Raw genomic sequence first — 12244 nt, forward strand, 5'->3', positions numbered from 1 at the left:
AGCAACGATGCGGGGAGAATTCATGGTGAGCACGCGCAGCCCGCGCCTCAAGGACGTGGCGCAGGAAGCCGGGATCTCGATCGCGACCGCCTCACGGGCGATGTCCGGGTCGCCCGGGGTGAGCGCACAGCTCGCGAAGCGGGTGCGCCAGATCGCCACCGACCTCGGGTATGTCGCGAACGTGCACGCCCGGTCGCTGGCCGGCAGCCCGAGCTCGGTGGTGGGCCTGGTGGTGCACGAGATCGGGGACCCCTACTTCTCCGAGATCGCCAGCGGGGTGCTCAGCGTGGCCGGTGCCCGGGGGCTGACCGTGCAGATCTGCCACAGCGGGCGCGACCCCGAGGCCGAGCTGGCACAGATCCAGATGCTGATGGCCAACCGGGTGGGCGCCATCATCGTCGCCGGCTCCGGCTTCGTGGACCCCTCGCAGGAGTCCGGGGTGGCGCTGGCCCTGCAGCGTTTCCAGGAGAACGGCGGCCGGGTGGCCGTCATCGGCCGGCACCCGTTGCGGGCCGACACCGTCCAGCCGGACAACATCGAGGGCGGGGAGACCATCACCGCCCACCTGCTGGGCCTCGGGCACCGGCGGATCGGCGTGGTCACCGGCTCCCGCGAGCTGACGACGGTGGCGGACCGGTTGGTGGGGATCGGCAGGGCCCTGCAGCGGGCCGGGTTGTCGCTGGAGACCACGCCGCTGGTCGAGGCCCCGTTCACCCGGGAGGGCGGCAAGGAGGCGATCGCCCGGCTGCTCGAGGAGGCGCCGGACCTGAGCGCGGTGATCGCGATGAACGACGACATGGCGATCGGTGCGCTCTCGGTCCTGCGCGCCCGCGGGGTCGTCGTCCCGGACGAGATCTCGGTCACCGGCTTCGACGACGTGGCGGTCGCCGGCGACCTGGCGCCCAGCCTGACCACGATCCGGCTGCCGATGGCCGAGATGGGGCGCCAGGCGCTGCAGCTCGCGCTGGCGCCGCCGGCCACCCGTCGGCGGCGGCGCCGGGCCGCGCACGAGCTGGTGGTCCGGGACTCGACCGCTCCGCCGCGGGCTGGCGGCGCACTACGCTCACCCGCATGAGCCGGATCTTCACCGCCAGCGTCGCCTCGGTCTACCCGCACTACGTCACCAAGCTGGAGCGCAAGGGGCGCACCAAGGACGAGCTGCACCAGGTGATCGAGTGGCTGACCGGCGTCGACGAGGCCGAGCTGTCCCGGCACCTGGAGGCCGGGACCACCTTCGAGGACTTCTTCGCCGCGGCGGACCTCAACCCGGGCGTCTCGCTGATCACCGGCTCCGTGTGCGGGGTGAAGGTCCAGGAGGTCGAGGACCCGCTGATGCGCCGGATCCGCTACTTGGACAAGCTGGTCGACGAGCTGGCCAAGGGCAGGCCGATGGAGAAGGTGCTCCGCTCCTGAGGGGCGTCGCTTGACCGTGCGGACGCGGCGGATCTGGTGTTCCGTGGAGCCTGACCCCACAACCGCAGGAGGTTTGGCATGAGCCAGGTGACAGAGTCCGTCGACGTCGACGTCCCGATCAAGGTGGCGTACGACCAGTGGACCCAGTTCGAGTCGTTCCCCGAGTTCATGGAGGGCGTGGAGTCGGTGACGCAGGTCACCGACACCCGCAGCCACTGGAAGGTCGAGGTCGGCGGTGTCACGCGTGAGTTCGACACCGAGATCAGCGAGCAGCACCCCGAGGAGCGGGTGGCGTGGACGACCGTCGACGGTGACCTGAAGCAGGCCGGCGTCGTCACCTTCCACAAGCTCAGCGACACCACGACCCGCGTCACGATCCAGATGGACTGGGCGCCGGAGGGCCTCGCCGAGAAGGCCGGCGCGCTGCTCGGCGTCGACGACCGCCGGGTCAAGGGCGACGCCCGCCGCTTCAAGGAGTTCATCGAGTCGCGCGGTATGCCGACCGGCGGCTGGGAGGGCGACGTCCCCCGCGACTGATCCCCGGAGACAGTCGCAGCGCCCGTCCCCGCCAGGGGGCGGGCGCTGCGTCGTCGGCGGGGGCGGGCGCTGCGCCCTCCCTCAGCGTCCGAACAGCCGAGCCAGGAAGCCTGTGCGCGCCCTGCCCTCGTCCGGTCCCGTCAGCGGCACGTCCGGTCCCGTCACCGGTGCGTCGGTGAGGACGTCGAAGCGTCCCCAGAGCAGGTCGTCGTCCACGGCGACCCCGGTCAGCCGCTCCAGCAGGGTCAGCGTGGAGGCCTCGACGAGCGGGGAGGTGCCGTCCTCCTCGGGCAGGGTGGTCCCCACCTCGACGACTCGCTCACCCTGACTGTCCACGATGTGCCGGCGTGCGGCACCGGGGGCTGAGACGGCGAACGAGAAGGTGTCGGCGGTGCTGCTGAGCAGCACCGTCACCACGCGCCGGTCCAGCGCCGCCGAGATGGACTCGTCCTCGGAGGCGAGCACCATCGTCGCGTCCAGGATCAGCAGTCCTCGAGGAGTCTGGCGGGCCGCCCTGCCTGGGTTTCCCGACGACAGCGCCTCGTCGCCCGAGATCGTCTCCCCCGACGGATGGAGGTCGAGGACCCCCAGTTGCGACATCCGGACGTCGTCGATGTGCACCATGCCCACGCTGTGTCCCATGCGCCGAGCATGCCAGAGCGTAGGTGCCTTCGGCGTCAGCTACCGTCCACGCGCGGCGGCGAGCCACCCAGGGTGTCCTTGGCGCCCTTGGTCGTGACCGCCTCCTCCGGCGGGACCAGGGCGGGCAGCACCCCGGCGAGCTCACGCCATACCTGGGTGGGGGTGGTGGGCACCAGCCGCAGACCGCCGGCAGCGGTGGCCTCGGCGGAGCCCGGCGTAGCGCCATCGTCGCCGTCCACGTCCTCGCCCACATCCACGACCCAGAGTCCGCTGTCCCGGCCGTCCACGGCGGCCAGCATCAGGGGCGCCGCGTCCGAGCCGACCGCGGCGGCGACCAGGCGCCAGGCCCGGTCCGCACCCAGCGCGGCACCGGCCCGCCCGGTCGGTGCGTCACCACCGGGGGAGGCTGCCCCGAACCACGCCTCCAGCTCGGACTCCTGCACCGCTCGTGCCTCCCGGTCGGCGGGTGCGTGCGCCCGTGGCGCCAGGCCGACCATCCGGGCCAGCGACGCGGCCAGGTGGTCCGGCGGCAGCACCAGCAGCCGGCGGTCCTCGCCGCGCCCCAGGTCGAGCAGCACGGCGGTGGCGTCCTCGTCCACCCACGCCTCGTGGGTGAACACCCCACCGGGGGTCGCCGTCTGCACCTGCACGACGACCAGGGGGTCCCGACCGGCCTCCAGCGCCTGCTCGCCGCCGGGCACCGCGGCAGCGACCGCCGTCAGCTGCGGGTCGACCTGCTCGGCCCCCGCCAGAGCGGCCCAGGTGGCCCTGTCCACCACCAGCGCCTCACCCTCTCGTCGCAGCGTCATCGCCTGACCCCCGCCGGCACCCGCAGGCTGGCGCAGCAGGCCGCCATCTCGTCGGCGACCACCGGGTAGCGAAGCGCGTCGACGGTCGCCGTCAGGGTCAGCCCGAGGCCGTCGACCTCGGTGAAGACCTGCTCCATCACCAGGGCGCGACCCTGGCCGTCCACATGGTGCGCCAGCCGGCTGCCCCCGGGCCGACCGTCGATCTCGAACGCGTGCAGGTCCAGCACCAGGTAGTCCGCCAGCTCGCTCGGCAGCTGCGCCTCGGTGACGTTCTGCCAGTCCCGGAACGAGCGTCCGCCGGTGTCGACCGCGGTGAGCACCAGGTTCGCCCGGACGCCGCCCTCGACCGGCCCGGGCTCCAGCACGAGCAGCACCTCGTCGTGCCCGGTGCCCTCCACCTGCCAGTCGTCGGGCGCCTCGAACGTCGCTCCCGACACCTCGTGGGTCACCTTCACCGCATCCACCTCTCCTTGTCGAACCGTCGGGCGATGCTCTCGCGTGACCAGCGGGGCACCGACCACCGGGGGTAGGGGAGGGACAGCGCCCCCCAGCCGAAGACCAGCCACAGCCCCAGCGGTGCCAGCACCAGGGCGAGGAAGCCCAGCGCCGGGACGTCGCCCATCCACGGCGACAGCCCGACGAGCAGGCTCAGCATGCCCAGGCCCGGCAGCACGAAGAGCGCACCGCGGACCCCCGCCTCGCTCGGGCCTCGCAGCCAGGCCCGAGCCTGCTCGCCACGGCCGAGGCGCTCCCAGAGCGCCAGCCCGAGCAGCACGACGCCCAGCACCAGACCGATCACGCTCACCACGGTGGACCCCACGGCTCACCAGGGGGTGATGTCGTCGACGAAGTCCCCGGCGCTGTCCCAGGCGTCCGAGACGCCGTCGGCGATGTCGCCGCCGATGTCCTTGAGCTGGTCGCCCACCCAGGCGCCGGCCTGCGAGCCCACGAAACCGCCGATCAGCGCACCCAGACCGGCCCCGATGACGGTGCCCACCCCGGGCATGATCGCGGTCCCGATCGCGCCGCCGGCCCAGGCGCCGCCCTTGGCCCCGAGCATCGCCCCGCCGGTCGTCGCCGCGGACACGGTGACGGTGCGGCCCACCCGCTTGTCGGTCGGGTAGTTCGAGCTCTCGTTCCACTCGTTCCATCCCGAGGTGGCGGCCGTGAAGACGGTGCCGCCGCGGCCCAGCCACCGACCGGCGGTGCTCCAGCGCGAGGCGTTGCCGCCGTGCCAGGGGCGGGCGCTGAAGTGGCCGCGTGGGTCGAAGCCGCGGACCCGCTGCCACGGGCTCAGGCCCTGGGCCGTGGGAAACCGGCCGGCCCCGTGCCGCAGCCGCTGCCAGAAGCCCATGTTCGGGGAGACCACCCGCCCGGCGGCGTCGATCGGCCGGAAGTGGGAGTAGCGGTGGTCGGCCATCCAGCTGGCCACCGTCGAGGCGCCGAACTGGACCTGGCCCAGGGTGAACAGCGTCATGCTGACCGACCCCTCGCCGACCGGGGGCCGGAAGCCGAGCCACGAGTCCAGGGCGCTGTCGGTCAGGCTCTCCGCCGGCTGCGACACCGACTCCAGCGCCTCCCACGCGCTCTCGGTGCTCAACGTCCCCTCGGCCAGCGGGGTGCTGGTGCCGGACACCCCCGTGCTCCCGTGCACCCGCTGGGCGACCTGGTCCGGGGTGAGCTCACCGGCGCCGGGCACCAGGATCTCGGAGCCCGCGTCCAGCGCACCCGCGGTGGCGGTCGCGTCCCGCTCCACCTCGTCCCGGATCTCCTGCGCCTGCTGCCGCAACCGGGCGACCTCGGTGTCGACCTGCCCCTGGACGGTGTCGTGGTCCTCGTCGTCGGCGTCGACCCCGTCCATCCGGTCCAGCTCCTGCTGGGCACGGATCTCCAGGTCCTCGATGTCCTCGCGGGCGGTCTGCAGCCGACGGGCATACCCGCTGAGCTGCCCCTGCGCCGCGTCGACGACCCCGGAGGCACCACCCAGGGTCCCGGCGATGCCGCGCCCGGCGTCCTCGAACTCCTGGGACCGGGTGGCCTGCCAGGTCTCGAGCGCGCCGGCCACGCCGGTCTCGACGTTGCCCTGCTCGGTGGTCAGGTCGGTGGAGGCCGTGCCGAAGGTGGTGGCCAGGGCACCCAGCAGCTCGGGGTCGCCCTGCGGCAGCGAGAACCCGGCGACCATCAGTTGCCCCCGGCCGAGTCGATGTCCTGCGCCGCGGCGTCCGCCAGCCCGGCCGCGATCGTGGTCTGGGTCCCGGTGTCCTCCACCGCGGTCCCGACCGCGGCCCCCAGCCGGCGGATCGCGGTGGACAGGTCGGCATACCCCGCGGCCGAGCCCTGCACCTCGGTGAGCCCGCGACCGATGTCCTCGACCCGGCCCCCGGTGCGGTGCAGCGCGCGGGCGCTCTCGCCCATCGCCTGCGGGTCCCCTCCGACGAAGCCGCCCATGTCCTCTCCCCACTCCCTCCCGTGACGAACAGTCGTCGAGGATAGTGGCCCGCCGCGCCGAACCCAAGCCGTGGCACCCTGGCGGTATGAGCACCTCCGCCCGTTGGGACGACGTCCGCACCCGCCTGGTCGACGAGCTCACCGCGCTCGACGACGGTCAGTCGCTCGTGCTGTCCGCGCCGCCGCGCTCGAGCGGCCGGCCCGCCCGCCGCCGGTGGTTCGGCCGGTCCGCCCGGTCCGGCGCCTCACCGGTCGGGCGCTACGTCCAGGCCTCCCGGCTGGGGACCGACCTGCTGTGCGAGTGCGTCTCCGCCGCGTATGCGGACGTCTCGCCCGAACGGACCGCGGCGCTGCTCTCCCTGGGGTGGTCCGACCCCGGTCGGCAGCTGGAGGGCGCCTCCTCGGAGAACCACGTCTACTGGGGCTCGGTGCAGGATCCGCGCTCCTGCGCGGACATGTTCGTGGGGGCGTTGCAGGCCCTGGGGACGGGTGTCCCGGACGCCCGCTGGCGCTGGGACCGGGTGGCGTAAGCCCAGATGTAAACGCTTACGAAATCTTGACCCAGAACCCCGTCGAGGGCCCGGATCCGGTGTTACGTTGCCAGGAAAGCCCTCCACGGAAGGACACAGCGATGAAGCTGGCGACCGGTTCCGCCGCCCTGGCGGCCCTGCTGATGATGGGGACCCAGGCCACCGCGGCACCCCCCGCACCCAAGCCCTCGGGGCTGGAGGTGTCCACCGTCTCCAGCGCCCCCGACCTGGTCACCGCCGGGGACGCGCTGGTCGAGGTGTCGGTGCCCCGCAACGTGCCTCAGCACCGGGTGCGGATCGACCTCGACGGCACCGACGTGCGCGACGCCTTCACCTGGGACGAGCAGCGACGGGTGCTGATCGGTGTGGTGGAGGGGATGGAGCTCGGCGAGAACACCATCACCGCCCGGCCCCCGGGCAACGGTCGCGCCGGCGACTCGCTCACCGTGGTCAACCACCCGGACGAGGGGCCGCTGTTCTCCGGGCCGCACGAGGAGCCCTTCATCTGCGAGACCGACCTGTTCACCCTGCCGGTGGTCGGCGGCACGCTCGGTGAGCCGCTGGACGAGAACTGCTCGACGCAGGACCGGGTCGACTACTTCTACCGGACCACCGCGGACACCTACCAGGCGTGGCCGGCCGATGCCGCCGCCTATCCGGAGGACCTGGCGACGACGACCACCACCCAGGGGGTCGAGGTGCCCTTCATCGTGCGGATGGAGACCGGCACCGCGAACCGCGGCATCTACCAGCACACGACCCTGCACGACCCGCTGACCGAGCCCGAGCCGTCCCCGGCGCAGCGCGGCCAGGGGTGGAACGGCAAGGTCGTCTACACCCTGGGCGGCGGCTGTGCCGGCGGCTGGTTCCGGCAGGGCAACACCACCGGCGGGGTCACCGACGCCTGGATGCTCGGCCAGGGGTATGCCCTCACCTCCTCCAGCCTCAACGTCTTCGGGCAGAACTGCTCGGACCTGCTCACCTCCGAGACGGCCCAGATGACGAAGGAGGCGTTCATCCAGACCTACGGTCCGGACGAGTTCACCATCGGCTTCGGCTGCTCCGGCGGCAGCTACCAGGCGCACCAGGCCGCGGACAACTACCCCGGCATCTTCGACGGCATCGTCGTCGGCTGCTCCTTCCCCGAGGTCGGCTTCGGCACCGTCAACTTCATCACCGACGCCCGGCTGCTGGACAACTACTTCTCCGGTGCGACGGGGTGGACCGAGGAGCAGCAGCGCCAGGTCACCGGGTTCCAGACGCTGGCCACGATGAGCAACGTCGCCGGCGGCGCCCAGCGCATCGACCCCCGGGTGTTCTGCCCCGCCGTGCTCCCCGAGGAGTTGCGCTACGACCCGGACACCAACCCCGGGGGTGCCCGCTGCGACGTCTACGACCACACGGTCAACGTCTACGGCACGGACCCGGAGACCGGGTTCGCACTCCGGCCGCTGGACAACGGCGGCATCCAGTACGGGTTGGGCGCGCTGCAGGACGGCACCATCACCGTCGACCAGTTCCTCGACCTCAACGAAGGCGTCGGTGGCTTCGACCAGGACGGCGGCTTCCAGGAGGCGCGGAGCGAGGCGGACCTGCCCGCGGTCGCGGCGGCATACCGGACGGGGCGGCTGACCAACGGTGGCGGTGGCCTGGCGAGCACCCCGATCATCGACTACCGCGCGTACTTCGACGACGCCGCCAACGGCGACATCCACGTCCGTTACCACACCAACTCGATGCGGGAGCGGCTGCGCGAGGCCAACGGCTCGGTGGTCAACCACGTCAGCCTGCTCGAGGACGACCGGTACGGCCTGTTCAGCACCGGCAGCCCGCTGCTGCAGCACGGCTTCACCCAGATGGACGCCTGGCTCAGCGGGCTGGATCTCGAGGGCGAGCGACCCACGCTGGACGAGATCGGTCAGGCCCGCCCGGCGGCCCTGGTCGAGGGCTGCCAGACCCGGGAGGAATCCCCGACCTTCGTCGCCGAGACGCTGGACCGGGACCCCGAGGGCACCTGCGAGGAGCTCTACCCCTCGGCCAGCTTCCCCCGCGAGGTGGCCGGGGAGTCGGTGCGCGCGGACGTCATCGACTGCCGGACCACCGAGCCGCGGCGTGAGGACTACCCGGCGATGAGCGATGCCCAGTGGACGCGTCTGGGCGAGGTCTTCGCCGAGGGCGTCTGCGACTACACGGTGCCCGGGGTGGAGCAGCAGGACCTGGCCGGGACCTGGCTGCGCTTCTGAGGCTGGTGCGGAAACGGTGTGACACATCCGTCGCCCTGACGACGGATGTGTCACACCGTTCCTGCACAGGGATGGGTATGCCCGTCCGCGCATGGATGGCGCTACCCTGCCTGCACCGTGACAAGGACGACACGCACCCCCGCTGACCTGCGCGACACCGTCGTGCTGGTCACCGGTGCCCGCGGCAGCATCGGCTCGGCCACGACCGCCGCCTTCGCGGCCCGCGGGGCCACCGTCGTGGGCCTCGACCTGCCGGACACGGGCGGTGCCGGGTCAGGCACCGACGGGATCCTCGCCTGCGACCTCACCGACGAGGCCCAGGTCCGGGCCACGGTGCAGCAGGTGGTCGCCACCCACGGCCGGCTGGACGTGCTCGTCAACAACGCCGGGATCTCGGCCATCGGCAGCATCGAGGACCACGACCTGGCCACCCACCGTCAGGTCCTCGAGGTCAACCACCTCGGTGCCCTCGCCGTCACCCTGGCCGCCCTGCCGCACCTGCGCTCCGCCGCCGGCGCCGTCGTGACGATCGGCTCGGTCGCCGGCTTCGCGCCGGTCGTGGGCCGCCCCGCCTACGTCGCCGCCAAGCATGCGGTCACCGGGCTGATGGAGGCGCTGCGCCCCGAGCTCGCCGCCGACGGCGTGCACGTCGCAATGGTCCACCCGACCTTCGTCACCACCGCCCTGGCCACCGCCGCAGGAAGCCGCGACCGGTCCACCACCGGCACCCGGGTCAGCCCCCGGCAGGTGGCCGAGGCCGTCGTCGATTCGGTCACCCACCGCCGCGACCGGGTCCTCGTCGGGCGCACCGCCCGCCTCGCCTGGCACGCGCACCGCCTCGCGCCCCGCACCTACGCCCGCCTGATGACCCGCCGCCTGAGCACTCGTTCGAACACCCGCCCGAGCTCCCACCCCCAGGAGACACCACCCGCATGAGCCCCGCCGACCACCTCACCCACGCCGTCATCGGCGCCGGCCCCTCCGGGCTGGCCACGGCCAGGGCGCTGCAACGCCAGGGACTGCCCTGGACCGGCTACGAGCTCAGCCACGACGTGGGGGGGCTGTGGGACATCGACGGACCGCGCAGCACCGTGTATGCCTCCGCCCACCTCATCTCCTCCCGCACCACCACCGAGTTCACCGAGCACCCGATGCCGCCGGGCACCCCCGACTACCCCTCGCACACCCACCTGCTGGCCTACTTCCGCTCCTACGCCGACCGCTTCGGGCTGCGCGAGCACTACCGCTTCGGCACCGAGGTGGTGGCGGTGGAGCCGGTGGGCGGCAGCAACAGCGGCGGCGATGGCGGCACCGAGCAGCGCTGGCTGGTGACCGCCACCGGCCCCGACGGCGCCACCACCCGGACCGAGCACGCCGGGGTAGTCGTCGCCAACGGCACCCTCTCCGAGCCGAACCGGCCCCGGCTGCCCGGTCACTTCGACGGCGAGATCCTGCACACAGCGGACTACAAGCACCCGGAGGTGCTGGCCGGGCGGCGGGTGCTGGTGGTGGGTGCGGGCAACTCCGGCTGCGACATCGTGGTGGACGCGGTGCACCACGCCGCCGCCGTCGACCTCAGCGTCCGGCGCGGATACCACTTCGTGCCCAAGTACGTCTTCGGCCGCCCGGCCGACACCCTCAACCAGGGGCGCCCGCTGCCGGCCAGGCTCAAGCAGGCGCTGGACTCGCGGCTGCTGCGGATGTTCACCGGCGACCCCACCCGCTTCGGCTTCCCGGAGCCGGACCACAAGCTCTACGAGTCGCACCCGATCGTCAACTCGCTGGTGCTGCACCACCTGGGCCACGGGGACGCCACCGTGCGCCCGGACGTGGAACGCCTCGACGGTGACGGGGTCGTCTTCCGGGACGGCAGCCGGCACGCGTACGACACGGTCGTCCTGGCCACCGGCTACCGGCTGCACTACCCCTTCCTGGACTCCTCGCTGCTGGCCTGGCCCCCGGAGCGGGCAGCCCCCGAGCTGTACCTGCAGATCGTCAGCCCGGACGTCGAGGGGCTCTTCGTCGTCGGCATGGTGGAGGCCGCCGGGATCGGCTGGCAGGGACGCTACGAGCAGGCCGAGCTGGTCGCGGCATACCTCGCCGCGCGGGAGCGCGCCCCGCAGCGGGCGGCGACCCTCCGGGCAGCGGCACGGGACCGGTCCACCTGGCCGGACCTGACCGGCGGCTACGACTACCTCGGGCTGGACCGGATGGCCTACTACGTCAACAAGGACGCCTACCGGCGCGCGGTGCGCGCGCAGGTCGCCGAGCTGGGAGGGGCCTCGTGACCGACGTCGACGACATCCGGATCGCCTTCGACGAGGGCTCGCTGACCACGCTGCGGATCGTCCTCGGGCTCATCCTGCTGGGGGTGGCGCTGGACACCCGGGTCTCCGACTTCGCGCGGGCGGTCCGCCGGCCGTGGGCGATCCTGGTGGTCGTCGTCGCCCAGTTCCTGCTGCTGCCCGGGATCACCTTCCTGCTCACCCTGGCGCTGGACCTGCGCGGGTCGCTGGCGCTCGGGCTGATCCTGGTCGCCTGCTGCCCGCCGGGGAACGTCTCCAACATCCTCACCCACCGGGCCGGGGGAGACGTGGCGCTGTCGGTGTCGATGACCGCGGTCGGCAACGTGCTGGCGATCGTGCTGATGCCACTGAACATGGCCTTCTGGGGGTCCCTGCACCCGACCGGCTCAGCGCTGCTGCAGGAGATCTCGCTCAGCCCGGCGTCGATGCTGGGGGAGGTGCTGGTGGTGATCGGGATCCCGTTCGTCGTCGGCATCGCGGTCGCGCACCGGTTCCCGGGCATCGCCGCGAAGGCCCGACGGGTGGTCGGGCCGGTCGCCGTCCTCGGCCTGGGCGCGATCATCGTCGTCGGGGTCGCGAACAACTGGGCCATCTTCACCGCGCACATCGGCCTGGTCGTCGTCGCCGTCCTGGTCCACGACGCGCTCGCCCTGCTGCTGGGGTATGCCATCGGCCGGGCCGCGCGGCTGCCGTCGGCGTCGGTCAAGGCCTGCACCTTCGAGGTGGGCATCCGCAACGCCGGGCTGGGGCTGCTGCTGGTCTTCAGCTTCTTCGACGGCCTCGGCGGGATGGCCCTGGTCGCGGCCTGGTGGGGGATCTGGGACATGGTCGCCGGGCTGCTCGTGGCGACGCTGTGGCGGCGCCGGTCCAGGGGAGCACCGTCGTCCCCGGCGACGACTGGGGCGACGGGGGCGATGGGGTCGGCGGGACCGGCGGGGGCAGACGGGTGAGCGCGGACGAGGACGCGCGCTGGCTGGTCGTCAACGGCCGACGCTGGCGACGCCAGGACCCGGACCTGCCCGAGGAGGCCGCCGCCCGGCTGCTCTCCCACCTGGGCCGGGGCCGCTCGGCGGTGCGCGCCCTGCGCAAGGACGGGGAGGACCCGGCGCCCGCGCGGCACCGGGTCTCGCTGGCCAAGCACGGGCTGGGGGAGCGCGGCACCCCCTGGTGGGAGCAGGACGCCGAGGCGAAAGAGCACCGCTGGCAGGAGGCGCTCGCCGAGTTGGACCGGCTCGACGAGGACAGCGACGACGAGCACAGCGACGACAAGGACAGCGACGGCAAGGACCCAGGTGCCTGAGGGTGCCGACGGCTAT

At 72.9% G+C, this 12244-nt stretch carries 15 protein-coding genes; 9 read left to right on the top strand and 6 right to left on the bottom strand.

Going from position 1 to position 12244, the window contains the following annotated elements; all coding sequences use genetic code 11:
* The first annotated feature begins 22 nt into the window (after positions 1-22).
* The 3 genes from ACI3EY_RS06115 (at position 23) to ACI3EY_RS06125 (ending at position 1950) form a co-directional block, all read left to right on the top strand.
* Positions 23-1075, top strand: a complete 1053-nt coding sequence (locus ACI3EY_RS06115; protein ID WP_405039775.1) for a LacI family DNA-binding transcriptional regulator — start codon at positions 23-25, stop codon at positions 1073-1075.
* The gene (locus ACI3EY_RS06120; RefSeq protein WP_405039776.1) at positions 1072-1413 is read left to right on the top strand and encodes a DUF2200 domain-containing protein; all 342 of its coding nucleotides are present in this window, start codon (positions 1072-1074) and stop codon (positions 1411-1413) included. The genes ACI3EY_RS06115 and ACI3EY_RS06120 overlap by 4 nt, the downstream gene beginning before the upstream one ends.
* Positions 1414-1491: 78 nt before the next feature.
* Positions 1492-1950, top strand: a complete 459-nt coding sequence (locus tag ACI3EY_RS06125) for an SRPBCC family protein (protein WP_405039777.1) — start codon at positions 1492-1494, stop codon at positions 1948-1950.
* A gap of 81 nt (positions 1951-2031) precedes the next feature.
* Here ACI3EY_RS06125 and ACI3EY_RS06130 read toward each other — a convergent pair whose 3' ends face one another.
* From ACI3EY_RS06130 to ACI3EY_RS06155, 6 genes are read right to left on the bottom strand one after another with little or no spacing between them, the layout of a single operon-like run.
* Positions 2032-2592 (bottom strand): hypothetical protein, encoded by a 561-nt coding sequence (locus ACI3EY_RS06130; protein ID WP_405039778.1) that lies wholly within the window; start codon positions 2590-2592, stop codon positions 2032-2034.
* 35 nt (positions 2593-2627) lie between these two features.
* Positions 2628-3401 carry a hypothetical protein gene (locus tag ACI3EY_RS06135; RefSeq protein WP_405039779.1) on the bottom strand — a complete coding sequence of 258 codons (774 nt, stop codon included), beginning with the start codon at positions 3399-3401 and terminating at the stop codon, positions 2628-2630.
* On the bottom strand, positions 3398-3856 hold the full coding sequence (locus ACI3EY_RS06140; RefSeq protein ID WP_405039780.1) for a DcrB/PsbP domain-containing protein: 459 nt from the start codon (positions 3854-3856) through the stop codon (positions 3398-3400). Before ACI3EY_RS06140 ends, ACI3EY_RS06135 begins: the two co-directional genes overlap by 4 nt.
* Complete coding sequence (locus tag ACI3EY_RS06145; protein ID WP_405039781.1) at positions 3853-4206, bottom strand: hypothetical protein; 354 nt, start codon at positions 4204-4206, stop codon at positions 3853-3855. Before ACI3EY_RS06145 ends, ACI3EY_RS06140 begins: the two co-directional genes overlap by 4 nt.
* 18 nt (positions 4207-4224) lie before the next feature.
* A complete protein-coding gene (locus tag ACI3EY_RS06150; protein WP_405039782.1) occupies positions 4225-5583 on the bottom strand; it encodes a hypothetical protein in 1359 nt (452 codons plus the stop codon).
* Positions 5583-5849 carry a hypothetical protein gene (locus ACI3EY_RS06155; RefSeq protein WP_405039783.1) on the bottom strand — a complete coding sequence of 89 codons (267 nt, stop codon included), beginning with the start codon at positions 5847-5849 and terminating at the stop codon, positions 5583-5585. Before ACI3EY_RS06155 ends, ACI3EY_RS06150 begins: the two co-directional genes overlap by 1 nt.
* A gap of 86 nt (positions 5850-5935) precedes the next feature.
* On the opposite strand from ACI3EY_RS06155, the gene ACI3EY_RS06160 reads away from it, so the two are divergent.
* The 6 genes from ACI3EY_RS06160 to ACI3EY_RS06185 all read left to right on the top strand — a co-directional run bounded on the left by ACI3EY_RS06160 (position 5936) and on the right by ACI3EY_RS06185 (position 12228).
* The gene (locus ACI3EY_RS06160) at positions 5936-6379 is read left to right on the top strand and encodes a TY-Chap domain-containing protein (protein ID WP_405039784.1); all 444 of its coding nucleotides are present in this window, start codon (positions 5936-5938) and stop codon (positions 6377-6379) included.
* Between the two features lie 101 nt (positions 6380-6480).
* Positions 6481-8622 (top strand): DUF6351 family protein, encoded by a 2142-nt coding sequence (locus ACI3EY_RS06165; RefSeq protein WP_405039785.1) that lies wholly within the window; start codon positions 6481-6483, stop codon positions 8620-8622.
* A gap of 117 nt (positions 8623-8739) precedes the next feature.
* The gene (locus ACI3EY_RS06170; protein ID WP_405039786.1) at positions 8740-9558 is read left to right on the top strand and encodes an SDR family NAD(P)-dependent oxidoreductase; all 819 of its coding nucleotides are present in this window, start codon (positions 8740-8742) and stop codon (positions 9556-9558) included.
* On the top strand, positions 9555-10910 hold the full coding sequence (locus ACI3EY_RS06175) for a flavin-containing monooxygenase (RefSeq protein ID WP_405039787.1): 1356 nt from the start codon (positions 9555-9557) through the stop codon (positions 10908-10910). Before ACI3EY_RS06170 ends, ACI3EY_RS06175 begins: the two co-directional genes overlap by 4 nt.
* A complete protein-coding gene (locus tag ACI3EY_RS06180; RefSeq protein ID WP_405039788.1) occupies positions 10907-11878 on the top strand; it encodes a bile acid:sodium symporter family protein in 972 nt (323 codons plus the stop codon). The genes ACI3EY_RS06175 and ACI3EY_RS06180 overlap by 4 nt, the downstream gene beginning before the upstream one ends.
* Positions 11875-12228, top strand: coding sequence for a 2-polyprenylphenol hydroxylase (locus ACI3EY_RS06185; protein ID WP_405039789.1), 354 nt, complete (start codon positions 11875-11877; stop codon positions 12226-12228). Before ACI3EY_RS06180 ends, ACI3EY_RS06185 begins: the two co-directional genes overlap by 4 nt.
* Positions 12229-12244 lie beyond the last annotated feature (16 nt).

The sequence above is a fragment of the Serinicoccus shuyuelongi genome, from assembly GCF_045032955.1.
Classification (GTDB): Bacteria; Actinomycetota; Actinomycetes; order Actinomycetales; family Dermatophilaceae; genus Ornithinicoccus.